The 24120-nt window shown below is 65.5% G+C and carries 22 protein-coding genes and 1 tRNA gene; 15 read left to right on the top strand and 8 right to left on the bottom strand.

Annotation, left to right across the window (positions count from 1 at the left end; translation table 11 throughout):
• Window positions 1–69 precede the first annotated feature (69 nt).
• A complete protein-coding gene (locus MPE_RS15090; RefSeq protein ID WP_011830032.1) occupies window positions 70–1083 on the bottom strand; it encodes an IS5 family transposase in 1014 nt (337 codons plus the stop codon).
• Between the two features lie 54 nt (window positions 1084–1137).
• Between MPE_RS15090 and MPE_RS23375 the strand changes: the two genes are divergently transcribed.
• Window positions 1138–2190 carry an nSTAND3 domain-containing NTPase gene (locus MPE_RS23375; protein WP_375136172.1) on the top strand — a complete coding sequence of 351 codons (1053 nt, stop codon included), beginning with the start codon at window positions 1138–1140 and terminating at the stop codon, window positions 2188–2190.
• Between the two features lie 119 nt (window positions 2191–2309).
• Here the strand turns inward: MPE_RS23375 and MPE_RS15080 are convergent, their stop codons facing one another.
• Window positions 2310–3323 (bottom strand): IS5 family transposase, encoded by a 1014-nt coding sequence (locus MPE_RS15080; protein ID WP_011830032.1) that lies wholly within the window; start codon window positions 3321–3323, stop codon window positions 2310–2312.
• 147 nt (window positions 3324–3470) lie between these two features.
• Here MPE_RS15080 and MPE_RS15075 point away from each other — a divergent pair, with 147 nt between their 5' ends.
• The 5 genes from MPE_RS15075 to MPE_RS22850 all read left to right on the top strand — a co-directional run bounded on the left by MPE_RS15075 (window position 3471) and on the right by MPE_RS22850 (window position 8014).
• The gene (locus tag MPE_RS15075) at window positions 3471–3938 is read left to right on the top strand and encodes a hypothetical protein (RefSeq protein WP_011830569.1); all 468 of its coding nucleotides are present in this window, start codon (window positions 3471–3473) and stop codon (window positions 3936–3938) included.
• Window positions 3939–4261: 323 nt separating this feature from the next.
• Entirely contained in the window at window positions 4262–5275 is a 1014-nt protein-coding gene (locus MPE_RS15070; protein ID WP_011830032.1) for an IS5 family transposase, read from the top strand.
• 234 nt (window positions 5276–5509) lie between these two features.
• A complete protein-coding gene (locus MPE_RS15065) occupies window positions 5510–6466 on the top strand; it encodes a tyrosine-type recombinase/integrase (RefSeq protein ID WP_011830568.1) in 957 nt (318 codons plus the stop codon).
• Between the two features lie 98 nt (window positions 6467–6564).
• Window positions 6565–7629, top strand: coding sequence for a nuclease-related domain-containing protein (locus MPE_RS15060; RefSeq protein WP_011830567.1), 1065 nt, complete (start codon window positions 6565–6567; stop codon window positions 7627–7629).
• On the top strand, window positions 7604–8014 hold the full coding sequence (locus tag MPE_RS22850) for a hypothetical protein (RefSeq protein ID WP_158304625.1): 411 nt from the start codon (window positions 7604–7606) through the stop codon (window positions 8012–8014). Before MPE_RS15060 ends, MPE_RS22850 begins: the two co-directional genes overlap by 26 nt.
• Window positions 8015–8039: 25 nt before the next feature.
• On the opposite strand, the gene MPE_RS15050 is transcribed toward MPE_RS22850, so the two are convergent.
• The 4 genes from MPE_RS15050 to MPE_RS23370 all read right to left on the bottom strand — a co-directional run bounded on the left by MPE_RS15050 (window position 8040) and on the right by MPE_RS23370 (window position 11980).
• Window positions 8040–8918: a plasmid partitioning protein RepB C-terminal domain-containing protein gene (locus MPE_RS15050; RefSeq protein WP_011830565.1), complete on the bottom strand. Its 879-nt coding sequence runs from the start codon at window positions 8916–8918 to the stop codon at window positions 8040–8042.
• The gene (locus MPE_RS15045; protein ID WP_011830564.1) at window positions 8915–9814 is read right to left on the bottom strand and encodes a ParB/RepB/Spo0J family partition protein; all 900 of its coding nucleotides are present in this window, start codon (window positions 9812–9814) and stop codon (window positions 8915–8917) included. Before MPE_RS15045 ends, MPE_RS15050 begins: the two co-directional genes overlap by 4 nt.
• A complete protein-coding gene (locus MPE_RS15040; protein ID WP_011830563.1) occupies window positions 9811–11376 on the bottom strand; it encodes a recombinase family protein in 1566 nt (521 codons plus the stop codon). Before MPE_RS15040 ends, MPE_RS15045 begins: the two co-directional genes overlap by 4 nt.
• 178 nt (window positions 11377–11554) lie before the next feature.
• Window positions 11555–11980 (bottom strand): hypothetical protein, encoded by a 426-nt coding sequence (locus MPE_RS23370; protein WP_011830562.1) that lies wholly within the window; start codon window positions 11978–11980, stop codon window positions 11555–11557.
• 71 nt (window positions 11981–12051) lie between these two features.
• Here MPE_RS23370 and MPE_RS15035 point away from each other — a divergent pair, with 71 nt between their 5' ends.
• The 7 genes from MPE_RS15035 to MPE_RS15005 all read left to right on the top strand — a co-directional run bounded on the left by MPE_RS15035 (window position 12052) and on the right by MPE_RS15005 (window position 18454).
• Window positions 12052–12978, top strand: coding sequence for an HNH endonuclease (locus MPE_RS15035; protein ID WP_011830561.1), 927 nt, complete (start codon window positions 12052–12054; stop codon window positions 12976–12978).
• Between the two features lie 184 nt (window positions 12979–13162).
• Window positions 13163–14035, top strand: coding sequence for a hypothetical protein (locus MPE_RS15030; RefSeq protein ID WP_011830560.1), 873 nt, complete (start codon window positions 13163–13165; stop codon window positions 14033–14035).
• 102 nt (window positions 14036–14137) lie between these two features.
• Window positions 14138–14803, top strand: coding sequence for a DUF6988 family protein (locus tag MPE_RS24040; RefSeq protein ID WP_041929713.1), 666 nt, complete (start codon window positions 14138–14140; stop codon window positions 14801–14803).
• 58 nt (window positions 14804–14861) lie between these two features.
• Complete coding sequence (locus MPE_RS15020) at window positions 14862–15578, top strand: hypothetical protein (protein WP_041929712.1); 717 nt, start codon at window positions 14862–14864, stop codon at window positions 15576–15578.
• Window positions 15579–16104: 526 nt separating this feature from the next.
• The gene (locus MPE_RS15015; protein ID WP_011830556.1) at window positions 16105–16659 is read left to right on the top strand and encodes an RrF2 family transcriptional regulator; all 555 of its coding nucleotides are present in this window, start codon (window positions 16105–16107) and stop codon (window positions 16657–16659) included.
• Window positions 16660–16794: 135 nt separating this feature from the next.
• The gene (locus MPE_RS15010; RefSeq protein WP_011830555.1) at window positions 16795–18003 is read left to right on the top strand and encodes an NAD(P)/FAD-dependent oxidoreductase; all 1209 of its coding nucleotides are present in this window, start codon (window positions 16795–16797) and stop codon (window positions 18001–18003) included.
• A gap of 49 nt (window positions 18004–18052) precedes the next feature.
• Complete coding sequence (locus MPE_RS15005) at window positions 18053–18454, top strand: cupin domain-containing protein (protein WP_011830554.1); 402 nt, start codon at window positions 18053–18055, stop codon at window positions 18452–18454.
• Window positions 18455–18563: 109 nt separating this feature from the next.
• On the opposite strand, the gene MPE_RS15000 is transcribed toward MPE_RS15005, so the two are convergent.
• Window positions 18564–18639: transfer RNA gene (locus MPE_RS15000), tRNA-Ala, on the bottom strand.
• A gap of 30 nt (window positions 18640–18669) precedes the next feature.
• Window positions 18670–19602: an NAD(P)-dependent oxidoreductase gene (locus tag MPE_RS14995; protein ID WP_011830553.1), complete on the bottom strand. Its 933-nt coding sequence runs from the start codon at window positions 19600–19602 to the stop codon at window positions 18670–18672.
• Window positions 19603–19666: 64 nt separating this feature from the next.
• Here MPE_RS14995 and MPE_RS14990 point away from each other — a divergent pair, with 64 nt between their 5' ends.
• Together MPE_RS14990 and MPE_RS14985 are read left to right on the top strand one after the other, a co-directional pair.
• Entirely contained in the window at window positions 19667–21442 is a 1776-nt protein-coding gene (locus MPE_RS14990; protein WP_158304624.1) for a serine/threonine protein kinase, read from the top strand.
• A gap of 86 nt (window positions 21443–21528) precedes the next feature.
• Window positions 21529–24081 (top strand): chemotaxis protein CheW, encoded by a 2553-nt coding sequence (locus MPE_RS14985; protein ID WP_148210964.1) that lies wholly within the window; start codon window positions 21529–21531, stop codon window positions 24079–24081.
• Window positions 24082–24120 lie beyond the last annotated feature (39 nt).

Here is a 24120-nt window from a genome sequence, read left to right as displayed (position 1 = left end):
CTCGTGAACTCAGAAGTGGCACCGATGAGCCCCTTCTGCGGCACTTCGAGGCCGCTCTCAGGCCCCCGTTCATGCAGCAGACGCACTGAGGCCTTGGGCCAGCAATCGGCGCCGGGCGATGTACAAGTTGGCCAGCGCAGCGTGCGCCTTCGCGCGAGCTTCGTTCTTGGAGATCCCGCGGTAGCTGACCTTGCGGTAGCCGAACAGGTTCTTGATGACGTGGAACGGGTGTTCGACGATGGCCCGCACCTGAGCCTTGCGCCGTTCGAACCACTCGTGCATCGCCTTGGCCGGCCCTTCGGGCATGGCCTTGAGTTGGCCGCGCTTCATGGCGATACGCCAATCCATGTCCTGGCGCAGCCTGCCCTCTTCCTGCGCCGTCGTGATCTCGTCTCGCCTCTGGATGCCGGTGTAGCCGCTGTCGCCGTGAACTTGGCTCTCCTGGCCATGCAGCAGTTCGTGCGCGTGCGCCACGTCAGCCTCGTTGGCCGCGGTGCAGACCACGCTGTGGATCAGACCCGACTCGGCATCCACGCCCGAGTGCATCTTCATCCCGAAGTGCCACTGGTTCCCCTTCTTGGTCTGGTGCATCTCGGGGTCGCGCTTGCCGTCCTCGTTCTTCGTCGAACTTGGCGCGGCAATGATGGTGGCGTCCACCACCGTGCCCTGGCGCATCAGCAGCCCACGCTCGGTGAGGTGCGCGTTGACCTCGGCCAGGATGGCCGACGTCAAGTCGTGCTGCTCGAGCAGGCGGCGGAACTTCAGCAGCGTTGTGGCGTCGGGTACGTTCTCCCGCCCAAGGTCGATGCCGATGAACTCGCGCATGGCCTGGCTGTCGTACAGCGCGTCTTCCAGTGCCTCGTCGGCCAGCGTGTACCACTGCTGCAGGAAGTACATGCGCAGCATCCGCGGCACGCCAATCGGCGGTCGGCCCACCTTGCCGCTCTTCGGGTAGTGCGGCTCGATCAGCGCCTCAAGCCGCGCCCACGGAACCACCACGTTCATCTCGGCCAGGAAGCGCTCCCGGCGCGTCTGGCGCTTCTTGCCGGCGTACTCGGCAGTGGCAAAACTCGTCTGCTTCATGGCAGCATCATCGCCGCTGAATTCGCCGCACGCCATCGTGGCCTGCACGGATAAATCAGTGCTTCCCTAAAGCTTTCTGATCCCGCCGACGTGGTCAAGCACTGGAACGTTAGCGAGCCATCGCAGTTCTTTTGGATCGATGATGCGTTCGGCGTGACGCAGTATGAATCACCCCTCGTGCACGGTTGGAATCACAATGTTCTGCATGTGAAGTCGATGCTAAAGAAGGGTGCGAAGGTTGTTATGACCTCCCGCGACTACATCTACAACCGTGCTCGGTACGATCTCAAGGAGGGTGCCTTTCCATTGCTCAAAGAAAGCAAAGTGGTGATTGATGTGCATGACTTGTCTGGGCCTGAGCGACAGCAGATCCTGTACAACCACCTGAAGCTTGGAAAGCAGCCCAAAGAATTTCTTGCAAGTCTGAAGCCGCATTTGGAGCAGGTAGCTGCGCACGCGCGGTTCATTCCTGAGACTGCGCGACGCCTGGCAGACCCACTTTTTACGCAGGGACTGTTTCCGTCAGATTACTTCCTGAAGGAGTTCGTCGAAAAGCGCGAGCAACTCTTGCTCGAGGTTATCCAGGGGTTAGACACGCACAGCAAAGCGGCGCTAGGTCTGATCTACATGCGAAAGGATCATCTAGAGATTCCGATTGCGCTTCTTGGATCCGAACCTCAAGCGCTGGAGCGACTGGGAAGCACACTTGGAGATTGCATAAAAGCACTCAACGCATTGAGCGGCAGTCTTGTGACGGTTGTGCATGTGAATGATCAGCCGGTTTGGCGCTTCAAACATCCAACCGTAGGCGATGCGTACGCGGCGACACTGGCGTTTAGCCCGGATCTGCTTGAAATCTTCTTGACCGGAAGCTCGATTGAAAGTTTGACATCGCAAATAACTTGCGGAAACGTCGGAATTGAGAAAGCGGTCGTCGTGCCGCCATCGCATTTCGCAATGATTTCCGATCGGCTACGCCAGTACAAGAAGAGTGAGAGCAATAAGGTCGGCTGGTATGCCTCCTGGAGGGCATGGCGCGTCCTAACCCGATTTCTCTCAACACGCTGTTCGAAGGATTTTCTTGCTCTTTATCTAGGGAAGCGCTGATCAACCCGCTTCGTGACCGCGACTCGGCCGACAGCGGGCGTTGATGGCGACTCGTGAACTCAGAAGTGGCACCGATGAGCCCCTTCTGCGGCACTTCGAGGCCGCTCTCAGGCCCCCGTTCATGCAGCAGACGCACTGAGGCCTTGGGCCAGCAATCGGCGCCGGGCGATGTACAAGTTGGCCAGCGCAGCGTGCGCCTTCGCGCGAGCTTCGTTCTTGGAGATCCCGCGGTAGCTGACCTTGCGGTAGCCGAACAGGTTCTTGATGACGTGGAACGGGTGTTCGACGATGGCCCGCACCTGAGCCTTGCGCCGTTCGAACCACTCGTGCATCGCCTTGGCCGGCCCTTCGGGCATGGCCTTGAGTTGGCCGCGCTTCATGGCGATACGCCAATCCATGTCCTGGCGCAGCCTGCCCTCTTCCTGCGCCGTCGTGATCTCGTCTCGCCTCTGGATGCCGGTGTAGCCGCTGTCGCCGTGAACTTGGCTCTCCTGGCCATGCAGCAGTTCGTGCGCGTGCGCCACGTCAGCCTCGTTGGCCGCGGTGCAGACCACGCTGTGGATCAGACCCGACTCGGCATCCACGCCCGAGTGCATCTTCATCCCGAAGTGCCACTGGTTCCCCTTCTTGGTCTGGTGCATCTCGGGGTCGCGCTTGCCGTCCTCGTTCTTCGTCGAACTTGGCGCGGCAATGATGGTGGCGTCCACCACCGTGCCCTGGCGCATCAGCAGCCCACGCTCGGTGAGGTGCGCGTTGACCTCGGCCAGGATGGCCGACGTCAAGTCGTGCTGCTCGAGCAGGCGGCGGAACTTCAGCAGCGTTGTGGCGTCGGGTACGTTCTCCCGCCCAAGGTCGATGCCGATGAACTCGCGCATGGCCTGGCTGTCGTACAGCGCGTCTTCCAGTGCCTCGTCGGCCAGCGTGTACCACTGCTGCAGGAAGTACATGCGCAGCATCCGCGGCACGCCAATCGGCGGTCGGCCCACCTTGCCGCTCTTCGGGTAGTGCGGCTCGATCAGCGCCTCAAGCCGCGCCCACGGAACCACCACGTTCATCTCGGCCAGGAAGCGCTCCCGGCGCGTCTGGCGCTTCTTGCCGGCGTACTCGGCAGTGGCAAAACTCGTCTGCTTCATGGCAGCATCATCGCCGCTGAATTCGCCGCACGCCATCGTGGCCTGCACGGATAAATCAGTGCTTCCCTAGCGCAGGAGCCAACGCTACTTGAACGAGTTGCGACCCCTGGGCTTCGTCTCAGTGTTGTACCTGAGGTTGATCTCGCCGTGCGACTCCACGGCTATGGGTTGCTGCCGGAAGAGTATCGGAAGAAGTTCGTTGACAAGGTTTCCGCCTATGCTATTGAAGGGGACGACCTATACGCGCTCAAAGACAGTGATATTCGGAGCATGTTTGTCGGCGAAGAATTTGAGACCCTAAGACTACAAGTGCGCGACGTTCTGCTGCCGAGGTTTTCTGAGGTGCGAAAGGAAGCCCAGGACAGTCATGACTCGTCAGAGTCACCGGAGGAGCACCTAGACGGCATCCTTGAGTCTTTAAACACGCTGGAGGATCAGTTTGGTGGCGACGAAGATGCGTTGAGAATCATCACGCGAGAGAAGAAGGCTGCGAACGACTGGATTTCGGAGGCAGAACCACCAGAGCCGAAGATCAGTGCCCGCGCCCTGGGGAGCGTCGGAGTCCAGGAAGAGAAGCACGGTACTCGCAGCATCTTCGACGACATCGACGACTAGCCCAGCATTGTTTGGCTGAGCTTGCGGCTGCATGTGGGAAAGCAGTTGCTGGTGCCGGTGGCCGGATTGGCTTGCGAGTCGCGCGCGCAGAATTGGCCAGCGCCGATTGGTGATCCTGAGTAGGTATCCGAGACCGATGGCTACTAGATGGCTGGTCGCGGGAATACGGCCATCAGTTCCCAACGTTAAGAGTCCTCAAGGCAGTCAAGCTTGCACTTCATACATGATTGCGTTGCAAGGGGATGGCATCGCCCTAGGGAAGCACTGATTTATCCGTGCAGGCCACGATGGCGTGCGGCGAATTCAGCGGCGATGATGCTGCCATGAAGCAGACGAGTTTTGCCACTGCCGAGTACGCCGGCAAGAAGCGCCAGACGCGCCGGGAGCGCTTCCTGGCCGAGATGAACGTGGTGGTTCCGTGGGCGCGGCTTGAGGCGCTGATCGAGCCGCACTACCCGAAGAGCGGCAAGGTGGGCCGACCGCCGATTGGCGTGCCGCGGATGCTGCGCATGTACTTCCTGCAGCAGTGGTACACGCTGGCCGACGAGGCACTGGAAGACGCGCTGTACGACAGCCAGGCCATGCGCGAGTTCATCGGCATCGACCTTGGGCGGGAGAACGTACCCGACGCCACAACGCTGCTGAAGTTCCGCCGCCTGCTCGAGCAGCACGACTTGACGTCGGCCATCCTGGCCGAGGTCAACGCGCACCTCACCGAGCGTGGGCTGCTGATGCGCCAGGGCACGGTGGTGGACGCCACCATCATTGCCGCGCCAAGTTCGACGAAGAACGAGGACGGCAAGCGCGACCCCGAGATGCACCAGACCAAGAAGGGGAACCAGTGGCACTTCGGGATGAAGATGCACTCGGGCGTGGATGCCGAGTCGGGTCTGATCCACAGCGTGGTCTGCACCGCGGCCAACGAGGCTGACGTGGCGCACGCGCACGAACTGCTGCATGGCCAGGAGAGCCAAGTTCACGGCGACAGCGGCTACACCGGCATCCAGAGGCGAGACGAGATCACGACGGCGCAGGAAGAGGGCAGGCTGCGCCAGGACATGGATTGGCGTATCGCCATGAAGCGCGGCCAACTCAAGGCCATGCCCGAAGGGCCGGCCAAGGCGATGCACGAGTGGTTCGAACGGCGCAAGGCTCAGGTGCGGGCCATCGTCGAACACCCGTTCCACGTCATCAAGAACCTGTTCGGCTACCGCAAGGTCAGCTACCGCGGGATCTCCAAGAACGAAGCTCGCGCGAAGGCGCACGCTGCGCTGGCCAACTTGTACATCGCCCGGCGCCGATTGCTGGCCCAAGGCCTCAGTGCGTCTGCTGCATGAACGGGGGCCTGAGAGCGGCCTCGAAGTGCCGCAGAAGGGGCTCATCGGTGCCACTTCTGAGTTCACGAGTCGCCATCAACGCCCGCTGTCGGCCGAGTCGCGGTCACGAAGCGGGTTGATCAGCGCTTCCCTAGACCGTGTGCGTCTTGACCGAAGCCTGGAGATGCGCGGATGTTGAATGTCGGGCGCTGTGACTGATAAAGGACGTTATCAGTCACAGCCCTTTCGACCGCCATGTTCGCACCGTCCCAGCTCGAACTCCTGCCCGCCGCGTCCGTGCCGGCGCTGCTCGCGCCTGACGCCCGCGCCAAGGCGCGCACGCTGGAGTTCTTCACCGCGCACATCCGCAACCCGAACACCCGCAAGGCTTACGCGCGGGCCGGGCAGCACTTCGCCGACTGGTGCGCGCGCTTCGGCATCGGCGACGTGCGGCAGGTGCAGCCGGTCCACGTCGCGCTGTACGTCGAGCAGCTCGACCTGGCCGCACCCTCGGTGAAGCAGCGCCTGGCGGCGCTGCGCGCGCTGTTCGACTGGCTGGTGGTGGGGCAGGTGATGCCGATCAACCCGGCGGCGGCCGTGCGCGGGCCGCGCTACTCGGTGAAGACCGGTAAGACGCCCGTGCTGTCGGCGAGCGAGGTGCGCGACCTGGTCGAGTCCATCGACGCCGAATCCCTGGTGGGCATGCGCGATCGGGCCTTGATCGGGACCATGGTCTACACCTTCGCGCGCGTCGGCGCGGTGACGCGGCTGCGGGTCGAGGATGTCTACACGCAGCGGCGGCGCCTGTGGGTGCGGCTGGACGAGAAGGGCGGCAAGCGCCACGAGATGCCGTGCCACCACCGGCTGGAGGAGTGGCTCTACGACTACCTGGAGGCCGCCGGCATTGCCGACGATCCCGGCGGGCCGCTGTTCAGGTCGGCGCGCGCTGCCACCGACACGCTGACGTCGCGGCCGATGTCCCAGGCCGACGTGTACCGGATGATCCGGCGGCGCGCGGAAGCTGCCGGCATTGCCACGGCCATTGGATGTCACTCGTTCCGCGCGACTGGCATCACCGAGTACCTCTTGAACGGCGGCAAGCTGGAGATCGCGCAGCAGATGGCCAATCACGAGTCTTCACGCACGACGGGCCTGTACGACCGGCGCGGCGACCAGATCAAGCTCAACGAGGTGGAGCGGATCGGCATTTGAGGTGCGGCGGAGGCGGTACCCGGCCCGCGCACCCACCCCTTGAAGCCTGGAGATCCAGGGCAAGCATCCCGGCAGGTTCACTTGCCGGAGCAGCGCCCTTGACCGACTTTCCAACTGACGACGCCAGGTTCGAAGACTTTCGGCTGCCGGGCGTGCCCGAACTGCGGCCAGCCGACCCCGGCTGGGAGCGGCGCCTGCAAGACTGGCACGAGATGATGCGTGTTCGTCCCCACGCCGAGTTGCCGGAGGTCCTGGCCGGCGCGCGGGGCGAACTGTCGCTTCGGCGCGTCATGGGGCGGCACCAGTCGTCCCGCTTCGGGCACATCTTCGGCGGCAAGCGCGTGCCGAGAGACCCCGCCAATCCTGCTGCCGGGCGCTATGAGATCGACCTGGTCGTCGTGACGCCGCGGCGCATCGCGATCATCGAAGTCAAGCACTGGAGTGGCACCTTGCGACTCGACGGCGAGCAGTGGATCTACCAGCGGCGCTCGGGCGAAGTGCAGGTATTCGACAGCCTGGTCACGCACAACGACAGCAAGGTGCGAGCGCTGCGCCAGCATCTGCAAGCCACCGGTCTGGACGTGCCGCGCGATCGGTTCGGCCAGGTCGTCGTCTTCACCCACCCGGGGCTCGACCTCGACGAGCGTTTGGCGGCGCATCCGAGTGTGGTGACGCTCTACGATTTGCAAGTTGCGGGTTCGCGGTTCGGCCGCGGCGTGTCCGGATCGGAGCTGTTGCTGGCCAAGTTGATCGAGCGATGCGCCAAGCCTGCCACCGCCACCAAGCTGACCGAGGGTCTCCTGGAGATGATGACGCCTGCCACGACGACCAGGATCGCGGAGGTCGTCGGCCAGCTCCGCACGTGGGATGTCGTCCGGCTGCACGGCGGGCGCGAACTCATCGGGGACCTGATTTGGGTTCGGGTCGACGGGCGGCGCATCGGCGTGCTCCCGGCCTGCCGCAAGGCCTCGCTGCACTGGTGGCGTGGCAAGCTGTGGGGCCTGGTGCCACTCTTGGGTCTGGCGCCGTTCGGACGTATGCGAGGCGATCTCTTGCCCACCACGTCGGTCGGCATGGACGATTGCGTGTACTTTCACGAGGCGGGGCAGATCCGACCGTCGGTCATCGCGCTGCCGCATGTGGATGAACTGCGAACCGGGTAATGAGGGTCTGGCCATGATTCGATACGGCAACCGGCTGACGCTCAGCGAAGTCGACATCCGGCGGTGGACCCGTATCACGGGCTTCGAGCCGACGGCCATCGCAACCGTGGCCGATCTGGAGGCCTACGTGCGAGAGTGCAAGCGCTACTACGCCGAGCCCTCGGACGACTCTGCGTTCCTCAACTGGCTGATGGACGTGGAACTGGAGCGGTACGGCGGCCGACCAGCAGGGAACCGGCCAGTGCAGTTGGCAGCTGTGAGCCCGGACCACGCTCGGACTGACACTGAGCGAGAACTGCTGTGGAACATCGCGCTCGATGGCGACCCGGTGAGAAGGGTCGAGTTGGCTCGCCAGTTGGAAGATCGCCAGGGATCGGATGCGTAGCGCGCACGGGCTGACTGCCCGACGCTCAGTCCAATGAAACGGCCGCGGCAATCAACACAAACTGCTCGTGCATGTCGGGGTGTTTGGCCTTGAGGAACTTCGCGACCAGCGCGTTCTCCATCAGCTTGATCAGGTATCCCTTGGCGAGCACCAGGTTGAGCACGTCTTGCCCATAGGACTGCTCGACCAACCGGTACTGCCCCTGAAGGTTCGCCATCTCGCGCTCCATCCGCGCCATCTGGTCCGGCGTCACGCCAGAAATCTTTCGGGCACGCTTGTCCGACACCAGTGCGTGCGCCGGCGTCGCGACCAGAAGAGCCTCGGCGTAGGCGACCGTCAGATTGTTCGCGGACAGCATCAGCTCGGCGCACTCGATCTGCCGGGTCGGCTTCATCTTGCGCAGCACTCGCCCCAGCTCCACCGAAAACTGACGGTCCTTGAACAGTTCGACCGCCTCCGGGCAGATGCCTTCCAGCAGATTGACCTTCTTCGCGATCTGGGACACGTCCACGCCGAGCGCCTTGGCTAACCGCTCCTGTGAGACGCCGCGCTCGATCGCGCGCCGGATCATGAAGTGCTCCTGCACCGTCGAGAGCCGATTGATCCGGTTGTTGTAGGTGTAGCCTTCATCGTCCTTCGCCACAAGGCACGACGCGCTCGCGTGGCCGAGAGCCTGCAATGCAACCAGCCGCACGTGGCCGTCCAGTAGCAGGTGATGACCGCTGACGGCGTCCAGTGCGGCCACCGACAACGGCTCAATCAGCCCGACTTCCTCGATGGACGACTTGACCTGGCGGAATTTCCTCGACGTTGCGAGGCCTGCAGGCACCTTCCTCGATGGCAGTATCCGGTCGAGGCTCACCGTGATCGGCTCCGGCACGAAGCCGAGGGCAATGGCGGTCATGTTCGCCGACCGTCCGTCCAGACCCGCTCGGCGAGGTACCTGGGCAGTGTGTCCAGCCCCTCTGCACGGAGCAAGTTGACGAAGTTGTCGTCCTTGAACAACTCCTGCAGGGCACTGACGGTGAACAGTAGTCGCTGCTGCGCGATGGTGGCCTTCCGAACCATCGCCTTCTGCCGCTCCACCTCCTTCTGGTAGGTGCGTACCAGGCTCGACGTCGTCACGTCGCTCGTCCCTCGGGGCATTCGTCGAGCGATGGATCGGCCCAGCTTGGATCGCCGCTCAAGCACGCGCCGTGTATCGATCAGCTTCCGTCCGCGGAGTGTGCCGGCCTCATAGGCTTCCTGCAGCGCAGCCTGAACAGCCTTGTCGTCATCACCGGCGCCGACGATTGCGAGGGCCGCGTTGAGCGGCACGTCGCCCTTTTCGACAGCGACGAGCAGGCGTTGCTCGCCACCTTTGATCAGACTGACGATTCCCTGCACGTAGCTGAAGGTCAGGCCCGTCTTGACGCTGATCTGTCGAGGGTTGTAGCCGCGCGCCAGCAACTGCTCGATGCCTGCAAGCAGTTCCAACGGCCTCCATTGCCGCCGAGCAACGTTCTCGGTCAGACTCATGATGAAGGCATCCTCATCGTCAACCTCGACCACAAGGGCGGGAATCGTGGCCTGGCCGAGCGCGTTGAACGCCTTCATGCGGCCTTCGCCGCAGACCAGAAGATACCGATCGGAACCATCGTCAGACGGTCGCGGTGTCACCACGATCGGCTTCTTCAGGCCGATCGCCTTGATGTTGGCGACGATGTCGGCAAACGCCTTGGCGTTGCGCTCGCGGGGATTCAAGACGTCGATGCGATCCAGCGGAATCTGGCGAATCTCCCGGGGCAGCGAATCGCTCACGCTGCCAACCTCACGCGGGACCGGGCCGCCATGCCGTACAGGTAGTCCAGCGTCTCGAAGCGGTAGCTCTCGAACTCGGCCGCATTCCTCTCGGCCAGACTGATGTTTGAGCTGCCGATGTCGACCTTTGGCAGGAGGTAGTAGTCCCGCACCGCCTGGTTGCCGCTTTCCAGCCGGGCCGCGACAGAGATGTCTGGCGCCAGGCTGGAGTCGAGCCGGATCTTCCAGCGGTTCGGCATTCCGGCGGCCTCATGGCAACGCGCCAGCACGATCGAGACCGTGAACTCGCCGTTGACGATGAGGACGTCCGTGGCGGCATCGCGCTGAACGATGCCGCCAAGGCCTGCGATCTGCCCCTCGATCTGCCGCAACACGTCGGGGTGCATGCGGCGCAGGGCGCGATTGATCTCGACGTAGCGGTAGTCCCGGTCCGGCGTAAACCCGACGAGTTGATACGCCCGCACCAGGCTTCCGAACCGGTGGGCATAGACGGCAGCGCACGGCATGTCCTCCGTCTCGTTGATCACGACACCGGAGAGAAAGCCGCGGTTGCGATACAGGCCACGGAGTCGTTCGATGAGTTCCTCGTTGGTGTATCGGTGCGCTCGCGCTCGGATGATCCCTTGGGCGGTATAGAACACGTCCGGCGGAACCACCCCCGGGAAAGCGGCATCCCTTCGAATCCACATCTCCGGCGGATTCACCACCCGCAGCTTCTTCAGCTTGAAGGAGACCCGGTTGTAGACGTTGTGCCCGACGTACTTCTCATTGGTGAGCACTTCGCGGACGGTTGCGCGCGTCCACTCGCGGTCTAGGTCGGTGCGGACGCGCATGCCATTGAGGCGACCGGCAATCTCCGATTCGTACATGCCATCGTCGATGAACCACCGATAGATCTGGTTGACGATGGTGACCTCCTCGTCAGGACCGGGCCGCAGGATGACTCGGTCGGTCTGCAGACTCTTGTGCTCGCCTCGCGAAAGCTCCGCCTTGACTTCGCCTTTGACGTCGACGAGTGTTCGACGCAGACCGTAGCCTGCTGGACCTCCCTGCCGATAGCCCAGCTCGATCAGCCGACACTGGCCGGCGAAGACCTTCGCCGAAAGCTCCCGGCTGTACTCGCCGGCCATTGCACGCTTGACGCCCTTGACGATGGTCGAGACGGGCGAGCCGTCGTTCTCGAACTGCTCTGCGCAATAGGCCACCTGGATGCCAGCTCGGCGGCAGATATATTCGTAGTAGGCGCTCTCGTCGGCATCCTGGAAGCGGCCCCAGCGGCTCACGTCGTACACCAAGATGATGTCGAAGTCGGCGGTGCCTGCCTCGACGTCCCGGATCAAGCTTTGCAGTGCCTGGCGACCGTCGATACGCAGCCCGCTCTTTCCTTCGTCGGCGTAGGTCTTGATGATGTCGATGCCGCGGCGAACAGCGTACTCGCGGATCTTGTCCGCCTGGTTCTCGGTCGAGTACTGCTGATGTTCGGTCGACATGCGGACGTACTCTGCCGCTCGCATGCGTGGAGCATCCTGTGCCTGACCCTCATTGATCGCATCCGACGGCATACCGAACCTCCGGGAAACCAGCATCCGGCTCGGGCGCCGCAGGATCGCGGGACGAGCTGGAGAACAAGCCCTTTCACGCAGGCAGCTGGTGTGCGCGGTGGTTGGGCGAAGCGGCAACTTATCAGGCTTGTCCGTTGGAGTCGATCGAGTAGGCTGTTTGCAATTCCGTGCGCAAGAGTTAAGCCCTTGTCAGCACGACGATCTGCACGATCCACTCGTCCATCTTTGCAACGCCGTTGGAGCCACATGCGCGTAGTCGGTACCTGCCGGAGCGCAGTGAACCGGCAGGCGCTATCGCGTCCATCTTTGCAACCGGAGCGGCCTTGATGGCTTCATTGCGCCCGCGTTGCAGCTCACGGTTTCGCTGCTCGTAGTCGGGGTGTTGTTCCCGGTACTTCTTCCAGTAGTCCCCGTGCGTCTCCCGCCATCGGCGCTGGCACGCGAGTTGATTTCCTCGATAGTCGGAATCGTTCGCGCGCTTGTCCTTCTGCCAGAGGCTGCGGCGTTCGCGCTGGCATTCCGGTCGGCTGCAGTAGTTCTGTGCAGCGACGCGAGGGCAGGGGTCGAAGTCATCGGCGCAGGCCAAGCATCGTTTGGTGCCCATGGGAGCCTCCGTAGGTCGCGATTGCCTCCCTGGGAAACCCAGTCGTGACCTGTGGCGGATAAGCTCGCGCCATGGATGCCACCCGCCAGCCATCAATGCGAAAGGCCGCGTTTGATCACATACGCCGGCTCCAGTCAGTCCACGACCAGCTCACCGCGGCCGATCTGGCCAAGGGCTTCGTCTCCGATGGTCAACGCTTCCCCCTGGTGAACCCGCAACGGGGGATCTTCAAGCCCAAGGAGATGGAGCACCTGCTATCGATCCGAACCGTGTTTCCTAAGCCTGGTGCGCGCGTTTGGTACGACGACCAGCGCGAGGTCCACGGCCAGATCTATTCTGGGCAAGAGACCATCGACTACGCGTTCATGGGCACGAACGCCGATGTGGCCGAGAACCGATGGCTTCGCGAGGCGATGGAACAGAAGACGCCGATCATCTACTTCCTCGGAGTCTCTCCTGGACGGTATGAGGCTGTCATGCCGGCCTTCATCGTTGATTGGGGCGCAGTCGCTTGCAAGGCAGGGGTCGCGTTTGCCGCCGATGTCACCGCCGTGGACGCCGCACCACCTGTCGATGCCGTGGAGCGACGCTATGCTCTTCGCACGGTGCAGCAGCGGCTGCATCAAGCGACGTTCCGCGACGCTGTCATTACCGCATACCGCGGCCGTTGCGCGCTGTCCGGCCTGCCCGAACCTTTGCTGCTCGATGCCGCCCACATCGTGGCGGACAGGAACGAACGGCTGGGGCAACCGGTGGTTCAGAACGGTATTCCGCTGTCGAAGATTCACCACGCGGCGTTCGACGCTCACCTGATTGGCATTGATCCGGACTACCGAGTTCACGTCGCCGAGCGCCTGCTATCGCAGAACGACGGGCCAATGCTCGAAGCGCTAAAGCGCTTACATGGTGGCCAACTGCACCTCCCTCACCGGAACACAGATAGCCCCGATCGCGATCGGTTGGCCCAGCGCTTCGATCTATTTTTGGCGGCAGCGTAGCCGAGTGCTGGGAGTTCGGTGGAATTTCCTGATTGCATTCTAGTTTCGTCGGTGAAGGCAATGGCCGGGCCGGACACCACATCCACTGGCAGGCCAGATCATTGACGACGCTGCGGCCGGGCTGTCTGAGCGCGAGTTGGTGTCCTGGCTCCGTGTCGCACAATGCCCGACGAGGAGGCAGCGCATGTCGGTCAAGCTCGAAGTCGTCAACCTGAGGAAGCACCCCACGCTCACTGAGAAGTGGGTCCAGGATCAAATCGCTGAAGACCCGACGATCCTGGGCATCGGCGAGCTTGAGGTGAAGGACAAGGAGCGGACGCAGGCAGCCGGTGGCAGGTTGGACCTCCTCTTGTACGACCCGGACACCCTTAAGCGGTACGAGGTCGAGATCCAGCTCGGAGCGACCGACGAGAGTCACATCATCCGCACCATCGAATACTGGGACATCGAGCGCAGGCGGTATCCGCAGTACGAGCATGCTGCGGTCATCGTCGCGGAAGAGATCACGTCGCGCTTCCTGAACGTGATCCAGCTGTTCAACGGTGCGATCCCTTTGATCGCTCTGAAAATGACCGTGTACAAAGTCGGCGAGGGGTACGCGCTGACCTTCGTGAAGGTGCTGGACGAGATCAGCTACGGCTTGGTTGACGAGGACGAGCCGGTTGCGGAGCCTGCTGACCGTAGCCTGTGGGAGAAGAAGGGCTCACAGAAATCGTTGGTGATCGTCGAGGACCTGCTGCAAAAGGTCGTGCGCCAGGTTGAGCCTAAGGCGACCCTTAAGTACAACAAGCACTACATCGGGATCGGGGTTGATGGAGCTGCGATGAACTTCGTGACGTTTGTGCCGAGGAAAGCGCACGTCATCATGTCGATCAAGCTCCCCAAGGAGCAGGAGACGCATGACGCCATGACCGAGGCGGGACTTGAAATGATGGCTTACGACACCGGGTTTAAGTACTACCGCGTGCACGTGCCTCCGAGCCTCGATGACAAACAGCGTCAGTCGCTTACGGCGCTTGTGAAGCAGGCACGCCAACGCTTCAGCAGGGGCGAGTAGGCAGGGCTACACACCCGGTTGATTGAGCCAGGCAAGCGGGTGGCAGTTGCGAGCTCAGACTGACTTCTCCGCCCACTTTCGTGGGACCATCGCCACCGCGCGATGACCTCCCAACTCGACTTCGACAGGCTTCTCGAACGATCCGGCGTGTTCGCGGGTCGACTTGCTTCGGTGCTCCAGCAAGTTGCCGAGTTGCGCGACGACCCGCGTGGGCTGGCCGCGCGACGGGCGGCGCTTCTCGCGCTGGAGCACGGCGCTGCACTTCGAGTCTTGTTCAGTTCAGGGGCGCCAAACTCTGCCTGCGCGCTGCTGCGCTCACAGTACGAAGCTGTACTGCGTGGTGCCTGGGCGCTTTATGCTGCCCCCAGCGAGAAGGTCGATCGGCTCAATCGCCCGCTTGATCCGGACAGCGAACAGGCAGCCAAAAACCTCGACGGCCCGGAGCGAATGCTGGATGCCATCAAGGCACGCGCAGGACTCAATCCACAGCTCATGGGTCTGGTGATTCCGCTGGAAGAGATTCGGGTCAACCAGTGGAAGGCAATGAACTCGTTCGTCCATGGTGGCATCCACCCGCTGCAGCGCACCGACGGCTTCCCCGTGGAACTTGCCGCGCAGGTCGTGCGTAACTCGAATGGCATCTCACACATCGCCTGCCGCTTGCTCGCGCGGCTCGCGTCGACCGCTGATGTCGCAACAGCAGCCGAGATGGAGCGCGCCTACGTTGGGTTCGAGGACTGCGTGCCGATGAAACCGACGTCGGCATAGACCCCCTCTGGAGCGGCGACGCGCGGCAGAAGTGCGCCTTCCGGGCAGGAGACCTATAGTGGTCCACATGCATGTCGCGCAGCTCCTGTTTGTCGCAAGCGTGGACGAGTCGCGCAAGCTGGTCTGCCAAGCACCAGGCTGCGGCCGAGCCATTGCCAAGGCTGTGCACGTGATCCGTGATTCCACCGGCACCATTCGCGTCATTGGTTCCGGATGCTACGGGCGCCTGTCCGGGCATGAGGAGGCCACCAGGCACGGCGCGACCATCGCAGGCTTCGACGGTCGGCGCCTGACCCCTGAAGAGCGTGCCCTGATGATTGCGGATACGGCAGCCTTCGTCGCGGATGTTGAGGCCCGATTGGCGGCAGAGAGGGAAGCCAAAAGTCTGGCCGCAGATCGGATCAGTGCCGAGGCACAGCGATTGCGCGGGCGAGCAGCAGGATCGATCGATCGCCACCCCCAGCCGGCGAGCCAGTGGCAGAGCCCGTTGAGCGACGGGACGGAACGCATGTTTACGCGGGATCGCACTCGTGCTCGCGACAGCTTGGCGCAGTTCCGCGCCCAGCAGGCTCGGCAGGCAGCGCGTATAGCGATGCAACGCAGGCCTGAACTCTCGACTTTCTCGGTCGACGTAGTGGCCGATGCTCTCGTGCAGGCCAAGGCAGACTACATCGCTACGGGTCATCGGATGGATGCGCCGGATGCTCGACGCGTCATTGAGGCGGGAGCTATTGCTGTGCTTTCAGCGCGCGACTCAAAGCACGGCGATCGATAGGGAACTAAGCCGTCAGAGGCACAGCCCGGTGCAGACAGCAAGTGGTCTCGCAATCCGGGCGCCGAGTTCTGGTCCCAGTGGGACCGGAAACCCTATTGGCAGTCCCGTTCGGCGGCGATTTGGTCTGGGTGACTTTTGGGTGACTTTCCTGGGCGGAACTGTCCAAAACAGGGCAAAATGAGTGGGAACGGACGGCTTCAACCCCTGATAAATCAACAACTTAGCGGCGTGGCCGAAACTACGAACCAAGGGGTCGTGGGTTCGATTCCTGCCAGCCGCACCAGATCTGCTCGACGAAACAACGGGTCAGCCTCACAAGGGCTGGCCCGTTTTTCTTGGCAGTGCGAATTGACGCGCCATTGCTCAGACATCGATCGCTTCCATCCATTGACCAAGAGCCAGCGATTCGAACCGCACTGCGTGTCTATGCGTGCAGATTCTCCCGCGCGCAGACTGCCGCCGTAGCGCGGGCCGCCGCGACGGATTTCGCTTGCGCCATTGAACGCGGACAAATATAGTCTGCGTTATGGCGCACCTCACCAGCAGTGTCGAATACGGCCTCCATTGCCTGCTCTGGCTGGTGGATGCCGGCGAGACGCAACCGAGCAGCCGCGACCTGGCGGAACTGCAGGGCATCTCGCCCAGCTTCGTGGCGAAGATCTTCCCGAAGCTGGAGAAGGCCGGCATCGTGGCGGCCAGCGCCGGCGTGCGCGGCGGCTACCGCCTGGCGCGGCCGGCGGAGCGCATCACGGTGCTGGACGTGGTGGACGCGATCGAGGGCGACAAGCCCCTGTTCGACTGCCAGGAGATCCGCGGTCGCTGCGCCGTCTTCGAGGGCGAAGCGCCGCGCTGGGCGACCGGCGGCGTCTGCGCGATCCACGCCGTGATGCTGCGTGCGGAGAAGTCGATGCGCGACGCCCTGGCCCAGGAAACGCTCGCCGGCCTGGCCCTCACGCTGGGCCGCAAGGCGCCGACGCGTTTCGGCCCGGACGTGCAGGCGTGGCTGAGCGACCGCGGCCAGTCGCGCGGCACCGCCAGGACCGTGCCGATCGCGCCGCTGCGGCGCGATCACGACCCGTGAACTGAGCGTCCCACCCCCTGATCGGCACCGCTTGCCCGGAGGCCTGCCGGCCCATCGGGAGCGCCGCCGCATGCCTGCGCGTCTTCTTCGAGCGCCGGAACCTCGCCACTTTTATCCTCATCAAGAAAGCATCGAATGACCCAGAAGATCGTGATCGCAGGCTCGGGCTTCGCCGGGACGTGGGCGGCGCTGTCGGCCGCTCGGGCCGTGTCGCTGGCCGGTCGGGAGCGCGACGTGGAGATCCTCGTCGTGTCGCCCACGCCCCATCTGCACATCCGCCCGCGCCTCTACGAGACCGCGTTCGAGGAGATGGCGCCGGACCTTGCGCCGTTGTTCGCGGCGGTCGGTGTCCGCCACCTTGCCGGGGTGGTGGACGCCGTCCACACGGAGCGGCACGAGGTGGACGTGACCGGCGCCGACGGCCGGCGCAGCACGCTGCCCTACGAGCGCTTCGTGCTGGCGACCGGCAGCCGGCTGTTCCTGCCTGACGTGCCCGGTCTCGCCGAGCACAGCTTCAATGTCGATCAACTGGCCAGCGCGATGACCCTCGACGCCCATCTGCGCTCGCTGGCCGAGCGGCCGGAGACGGCCGCGCGCAACACGGTCGTGGTGGCCGGTGGCGGCTTCACCGGCATCGAGACCGTGACCGAGATGCCGCGGCGCTTGCGCGACATCCTCGGTCCGGGCGCGAAGATCCGTGTCGTGGTGGTGGAGCAGGCACCGGTCATCGGTCCGGATCTCGGGCCGGTGCCTCGCCCGGTGATCGAGTCGGCCCTGGCCGAGTGCGGCGTGGAGGTGAGGACCTCCGCGGGGGTCGTGGCGATCGACACCGACGGCGTGACCCTCTCCAGCGGCGAACGCATCGCGACCCACACCGTGGTGTGGACCGCCGGTGCCCGTGCCCACCCGCTGGCCGCGCAGATCGAGGGCGAACACGATCGCTACGGGCGCGTGCACGCCGACCCGCAGTTGCGGGCTCGCAGCGTGCCGGACGTGTTCGTCACCGGCGATGTCGCGCTGGCGGCCACCGACGACGAGGGCCATCACGCGGCGATGTCCTGCCAGCACGCGCTGAGCCTGGGCCGCGTGGCGGGCCACAACGCTGCCGCCGAACTGGTCGGCCTGCCCACCCACCCCTACAGCCAGCCGAAGTACGTGACCTGTCTCGATCTGGGGCCCTGGGGCGCCCTCTTCACCGAAGGCTGGGACCGCCAGATCAAGCTGACGCGCGAGGTCGGCAAGGCCACGAAGCAGACGATCAACACGCAGTGGATCTATCCGCCCCAGGCGGATCGCGAGGCCGCCTTCGCGATTGCCAACCCCGACCACGTCATCGTGCCGTGATGCGCGGCGGTGCATCAGCGCGGCATTTCATTTCCGTTTGGAGTTCCTCATGACGAAGACGCTCGCTGCTCCCCTCCTGCTCGCTGGCGCCATGCTCGCTGCGCCGGGCTCCCAGGCGGCCCCGCCTGCCCACGTCGAGCAGGTCATGTCCAGGCCGCTGGCCGACCTGACCGGCAAGGAAGGGCTGGTGCTCACGGTGAAGTACCCGCCGGGCGGGGCTGACGCCATCCATCGACACAACGCGCATGCCTTCGTCTATGTGCTCGAGGGAGCGATCGTGATGCAGGTGAAGGGCGGCCCCGCGGTGACGCTCGAGCCGGGACAAGGCTTCTACGAAGCGCCGGATGACATCCACGTCGTGGGCCGCAACGCGAGCCAGACCGAACCGGCGAAGTTCGTCGTGTTCCTGCTGAAGGACCAGGGCGTGCCGGCGGTCATGCCGGTGAGGTGAGTGGGGTGCCGGGGCGGCAAGGCCGGGCATGAAAAAGCCCTGGGGCCATCGGCGCTCCAGGGCTTTTGTGTTCGTCGAGGACTTGGCGGGAAGTCCGGGACTCTGTGGATGGTGGAGAGGAGGAGGATCGAACTCCCGACCTTCGCATTGCGAACGCGACGCTCTCCCAGCTGAGCTACCCCCCCACGACGGAGCGGATTGTAGCCGATCGCCGCTCACTTCATGCCGTTGCGTCGTGCCAGTTCCAGCCAGAGGCCGGCGTGGTCTGCGTCGGCCCAGCCGTGGTCGGCGGCGCTGCGGTACAGCTGCTCGAACAACTGGGTGATCGGTGCGTCGAAGCCGAGCTCGGCGCCGGTGGTCAGCGCGTTGCGCAGGTCCTTGATCTGCACGGTGATCGCGGCGCGCTTGGCGAAGTCGCGCTCGACCATGCGCTGGCCGTGCACCTCGAGGATGCGGCTGTCGGCGAAGCCGCCGCGCAGGGCCTCGCGCACCTTGGCCGGGTCGGCACCGCCGCGTTCGGCCAGCAGCAGGGCCTCGGCCACGGCGCCGATGGTGATGCCCACGATCATCTGGTTGGCCAGCTTGGCCAATTGCCCCGCGCCGTGCGGGCCCACGTGGGTGGCGCGGCCGAGCGGGGCGAACGCCGGCCGCGCGCGCTCGAAGTCGGCCGCCTCGCCGCCGGCCATGATGGCCAGCGTGCCGGCCTCGGCGCCCACCGTGCCGCCCGAGACCGGGGCGTCGAGATGGGCCACGCCGCGCTCGGCCAGCGCGGCGGCGTGGGCACGCGCCTGCGCCGGCCGGATGGAGCTCATGTCCACCAGCAGCGCGCCGCGTGGCAGCGCGTCGGCCAGGCCGTGCGCGAACAGCAGTTCCTCCACGATGTCGCCGTGCTCGAGCATGGTGATCACGAGCTCGGCCGTTCGCACCGCCGCGTCCGGCGTGTCGGCCACGCGGGCACCGGCCGACGCCAGGGCCTCGGCCTTGGCGCGTGTGCGGTTCCACACGGTCACGTCGAGGCCGGCGGCGCACAGGCGGCGCGTCATCGGCGCGCCCATCAGTCCGGTCCCGAGCAGGGCAAGCTTCATCGGTGAACACTCCAGGGCAGGGTCAGGTCGGGCCAGTATAGGAACGGCGGGCCCCGGCGCCATGAACAGACCCGTCCGGACCCCGCAGTTCACGGCTTCACCGGCGCGCGCTCCAGGGTCCAATCGCGTGACCACTGTGCCCATGCCGATGCTCGCTGCCCCGACCACCACGCCCGGCGCCCTGCCGGCCGGCTCGTCCACGACCCGGCGTCTCGGTCGTTTCGAGCTTCGGCAACTGCTCGGCAAGAGCAGCCGCACGATGCTGTGGCTGGCTCATGACCCGGCGGCCGGCGCCGACCGCTACCTCACGCTGCCGCGCCAGCAACCGGCCGACGCAGCCACGCTCGAGGCGTGGTTGCGCGGCGCGCGCCACGTGGCCCGCCTGAGCCATCCGCAACTGCTGCCCATCGTCGACGTCGGCGTGGAGGAACGCTGGCCCTTTCTGGCGGGCCCGGCGCTGGCCGGCCTCACGCTCGACGCCCATCTGGCCGGTGGCGAGATGCCCTCGCCGGTGCAGGCCGCGCAATGGCTGTGCGACCTGCTGCAGGGTCTGGCCTTCATGCACGAGGCCGGCCTGGCGCACGGCGACGTGGGCGGCTACAGCGTCCTCATCGATCCGCAGGGCCGCGCGCTGCTGCTGCCCGGCGCCGATGCCTCGGCATCGCAGGCCGCCGCGGCCAGCGGCTCGGCGCTGGCCGTCGATCCCGACGCCTTGCGCACGCAACGCGATGCCGGCGCGCGCGACCTGCAGGCCTGCGGGTTGCTGCTGCATCGCTTGCTCGCCGGCCAGCCGGCGCTCGACGAGGCCGACCCGCCCACGGCCCTGGCGCGGCTCGACCGCGAGATCGTGCGCCTGGGCTGGACCACGCCGCAGCCGGTGCCCGATGCGCTGCGTGCCATTGCCAACCGCGCCACCGAGCGGGAACCGCAGCGCCGCTACCTCGGCGCGCGCAGTCTTCAGCGCGCGCTGCAGGGCTGGCTGGACGCGCAGGCGGCCGGTGGCGATGGTGTGCTCGGCCTCCTGCTCGACCGCCTGCACAGCGTGGGCCACCTGCCGGCGTTGCCGGGTCTGCTGGGCCGTGTGTCCGCGGTGGTGGCAATGGAGCAGCAGCGCATCGACGAGATGGCGGAACTGATCATCCAGGACCCGGCGCTGGCCTTCGAGTTGCTGCGCCAGGTCAACGCGGCTCAGTTCGCGGCGCACGCGAGCGGTGGCGTGACCACCGTGCGGCGCGCGGTGCAGCTGTTCGGCGTGCAAGGCCTGCGGCCGGTGGCGAACGGCCTGCGGCCGTGGCCGGGTGCGTTGTCCGAAACGAACGCCGTCGCGCTGGCGGCGAGCCTGCGCGAGGCGCGCGTCGCGGCGCACGTGGCGCGCACGCTGTGCCCGGCCGACATGGACGGCGAAGAAGCCTTCCTGCTCGCCTTGCTGCAGAGCCTGGGCACGCTGCTCGTGCGCTACCACTTCCCCGAGGAAGCCGAACAGATCCACCGCCTGGTCGACCCCGAGCCGGGCGGCGCACGCGGCATGTCCGAAGCGGCGGCGGCCTGCGCCGTGATCGGCGTGGAGCTCGACGCGCTGGCGATGGCCGTCGCGCGCCACTGGGGTTTCGACGAGACGGTGCTGCATGCGATGCGGCGTGTGTCTCTGGAAGCCCCGGTGCGTGCGCCCGATCACCGAGCCGACACGCTGCGTCTGCTGGCCAGCGCGGCCGTCGAGGCCGCGGCCGCGATGGCCTCGCGCGAGGCACGGGCCGGGGCCTCGGCGGCGGCGGCCGCGCTGGCCCGCGTGAGCCAGCGCTATGCGCGTGCGCTGGTGCTGGGCCAGAACGAGCTGCTGCATGCGGTGCAGCAGGCGCAACGCTCGGTCGACGCTGCGCTGCGGCCGCTGGACGCAGCCGCCTAGCCCGCACGGCTCGGCGCACGTCGCCCCGGGCATGGACATTGCTGCAGCGCCGCATCGGCCTGCCGGGCTGGACAGCAAGCACAAGAATGGACATAGATGGGTTCCTCCCGCACATGCGGGACGTGGTGCGCTGCGACGAATCGCTGCGTGAACTCAACCTGACGTGGCGCATGATCGAGGCGTCGACCAAGATGAACTGCGCCGAAGATGCGGGCGGCATCCTGCCGATGATGGCCGCCACGCGCGAGGGATTCCAGCGCCTCGAAACGGAGCTGGTCAGCAGCCTCGTGCACCAGAAGGTGACCAACGTGATGGCCGAGCTGGGCACCCGCGCGCGCCATGTGATCGACATCATCGTGCGCAACCTCTACGAGCGAACCGCCGATGTCGGCTTCCTCGCGACGGACCGCGAGCTGTGCGATTACGTCGCCGGCATCGGTGGCACGCGCGAGGCCGTGGTCGAGCGGCTGCGCGCGTACCGCGACAAGTACACCGTCTACGACGAAATCGTGCTGCTCGACATCCGCGGCGGTGTGCTGGCCCACATCGACGCCCATTCGCCGATCGAGGGCAGCGGCGATCCGCTGATCGCTCGGTCGCTGGCGAGCGACACCTATGTCGAGAGCTTCCGTGCGACCGACCTGCGGCCGGGCAGGCCGCGCTCGCTCGTCTACTCGCGGCGCATGCTGGACCCGCGCGACGGGCAGCCGGTCGGTGTCCTGTGTCTGGTGTTCGGATTCGAGAAGGAGATGGCGAGCATCTTCGCATCGCGCCATGGCCGGGACGGCCGCTCCAACATCATGCTGCTCGACGCCGACGACCGCATCATCGCGTCGGCCGACGAGCAATGGCTGCCGCTGGGCACGGTGGTGCCGGTGAACCGCTCGGCGCAGCCCGAGCTGTGCATCCATGCCGGGCGCACCTACCTGGTCCAGACCTTCGTGTCCGACGGCTACCAGGGCTACGCCGGGCCTCCCGGCTGGCAGAGCCAGGTGATGATCCCGCTCGAAGTCGCCTTCAGCGGCCGCGCCGGGGGCGTGCTGGAGCGCCTCGACGAGGCCGTCGCCGAAGGTTTGCTGTCGCATGCGCGCAGCTTCTGCCCGCCGCTCTACGAAATCGTCACCGCTGCCGACGGCATCCGGCGCGTGGTGTGGAACGGCCAGGTGATGGCAGCCGGCGAGGGCGGTGACCTGCATCGCCTCAAGACCGTGCTGGAGCAGATCAGTGACACCGGCGCACGCAGCAACGAGCTGTTCGCGCGTTCGATCCGCGATCTTTACGACACGGTGCTCGCGTCCAGTCTCGCGAGTGCGGAGTTCACGACACAACTGCTGGTCGAGCTGCTCGACCGCAACCTCTACGAGCGCTCCGACGACTGCCGCTGGTGGGCGATGACACCCGAGCTGCGCAGCGCGCTCGCACAGCCGGTGCTCGACGAGCCGGCACGCCGTGCACTCACCGCGCTGCTCGAAGGCATCCACGCGCTCTACACGGTCTACACGCGGCTGGTCGTCTACGACAGCCACGGGCGCATCGTCGCCGCGAGCGAGCCGCGCGCGCAAGGCAGCGTTGTCGACGGCAGGATCGAGGACGACACACTGCGGGCCGTGCTGGCGCTGCCCGACTCGCAGTCCTATCACGTGACGCCATTCCTTCCGTCTGCGCTCTGCGACGGGTTGCCGACGTATGTCTATCACGCCGCGGTGCGTGCATTGGACGACGAGGCCGCGGTGGTCGGCGGCATCGGCATCGCCTTCAACTCGGCGCGCGAGTTCGAGGCGATGCTGAGCGACGGCATCGGTGCCCAGGCCGACATGTCGGCGCTGTTCGTGGATCGACGCGGCCGCGTCATCGCCAGCACCGACGCGTCGGTCGCCGTCGGCGGCACGCTGGACCTGCCGCCCGAGTTCCTGACACTGGGCAATGGCGGCAGCGCGTCGCGAGTGATCGTGCGCGATGGACGCTACACCCTGGTCGGTTGCTCGGTTTCCAACGGCTATCGCGAGTTCAAGCGGACGGACGGGTATGTGGAGGATGTGCTGGCGGTGGCCTTCCAGTCGCTCGGCGAGGTGCGCACCCCGCAGCTCACCGCGCGGCACCGGGCGCTCACGCGGCTGACCGAGGGATCGACCGTCGCAAGCGGCGCCGAGTTCGCGACCTTCTTCATCGATGCAGCGCTGATGGCCTTGCCGGCCGAGCACGTGATCGAGGCGCTACCGGCGTGGCACCTGACGGCCGTGTCGACGGGCGAGGTGCCGCACCGCATCGGCATGCTGGCGCGTCGGCGCGAGGGGCACGTCGAGGGTTATCTGTGGGCTTTCGACCTTGGCTCGCTGCTGGGCGGTCTGCCCACGGTGATCAGCGACACCAGCCAGGTCGTGGTGCTGCGATACCAGGAGGTCGAGATCGGCCTGCTGGTCAGCGAGCTTCACGGCGTACCGGCGTTCGCGGCGCAACAGATCACGCGGGCGCCGCAGCTCCGCGGTGGTGCGCCGGCGCTGGTGTCGCACCTGATCAAGGCCAACGAGGGGCACCTGATGATCCAGGTGCTCGACGTGGCACGCCTGTTCGCGAGCCTGGGGATCATGAAGGACGTGATGCACAGCAGAGCGCCGGCCTGCGTCGACAGCTCAGCCTGACCCGGGGTGACGGGCTTGTCAGCGCGGCGGCATGCCGTG

The organism is Methylibium petroleiphilum PM1, assembly GCF_000015725.1.
GTDB classification, from domain to species: domain Bacteria; phylum Pseudomonadota; class Gammaproteobacteria; order Burkholderiales; family Burkholderiaceae_C; genus Methylibium; species Methylibium petroleiphilum.
The sequence above is the reverse complement of the archived record's forward strand: the minus strand, read 5'-3'. Positions and strand labels throughout refer to the sequence as shown.

Excerpts from the sequence above, each read along its gene's own strand:
- MPE_RS15090 (WP_011830032.1), bottom strand. The coding sequence starts at position 1,083 with ATGAAGCAGACGAGTTTTGCCACTGCCGAGTACGCCGGCAAGAAGCGC.
- MPE_RS15080 (WP_011830032.1), bottom strand. The coding sequence starts at position 3,323 with ATGAAGCAGACGAGTTTTGCCACTGCCGAGTACGCCGGCAAGAAGCGC.
- MPE_RS15070 (WP_011830032.1), top strand. The coding sequence starts at position 4,262 with ATGAAGCAGACGAGTTTTGCCACTGCCGAGTACGCCGGCAAGAAGCGC.
- MPE_RS15065 (WP_011830568.1), top strand. The coding sequence starts at position 5,510 with ATGTTCGCACCGTCCCAGCTCGAACTCCTGCCCGCCGCGTCCGTGCCG.
- MPE_RS22850 (WP_158304625.1), top strand. The coding sequence starts at position 7,604 with ATGTGGATGAACTGCGAACCGGGTAATGAGGGTCTGGCCATGATTCGA.
- MPE_RS15050 (WP_011830565.1), bottom strand. The coding sequence starts at position 8,918 with ATGACCGCCATTGCCCTCGGCTTCGTGCCGGAGCCGATCACGGTGAGC.
- MPE_RS15040 (WP_011830563.1), bottom strand. The coding sequence starts at position 11,376 with ATGCCGTCGGATGCGATCAATGAGGGTCAGGCACAGGATGCTCCACGC.
- MPE_RS23370 (WP_011830562.1), bottom strand. The coding sequence starts at position 11,980 with ATGGGCACCAAACGATGCTTGGCCTGCGCCGATGACTTCGACCCCTGC.
- MPE_RS15035 (WP_011830561.1), top strand. The coding sequence starts at position 12,052 with ATGGATGCCACCCGCCAGCCATCAATGCGAAAGGCCGCGTTTGATCAC.
- MPE_RS15030 (WP_011830560.1), top strand. The coding sequence starts at position 13,163 with ATGTCGGTCAAGCTCGAAGTCGTCAACCTGAGGAAGCACCCCACGCTC.
- MPE_RS24040 (WP_041929713.1), top strand. The coding sequence starts at position 14,138 with ATGACCTCCCAACTCGACTTCGACAGGCTTCTCGAACGATCCGGCGTG.
- MPE_RS15015 (WP_011830556.1), top strand. The coding sequence starts at position 16,105 with ATGGCGCACCTCACCAGCAGTGTCGAATACGGCCTCCATTGCCTGCTC.
- MPE_RS15010 (WP_011830555.1), top strand. The coding sequence starts at position 16,795 with ATGACCCAGAAGATCGTGATCGCAGGCTCGGGCTTCGCCGGGACGTGG.
- MPE_RS15005 (WP_011830554.1), top strand. The coding sequence starts at position 18,053 with ATGACGAAGACGCTCGCTGCTCCCCTCCTGCTCGCTGGCGCCATGCTC.
- MPE_RS14995 (WP_011830553.1), bottom strand. The coding sequence starts at position 19,602 with ATGGCGCCGGGGCCCGCCGTTCCTATACTGGCCCGACCTGACCCTGCC.
- MPE_RS14985 (WP_148210964.1), top strand. The coding sequence starts at position 21,529 with ATGGACATAGATGGGTTCCTCCCGCACATGCGGGACGTGGTGCGCTGC.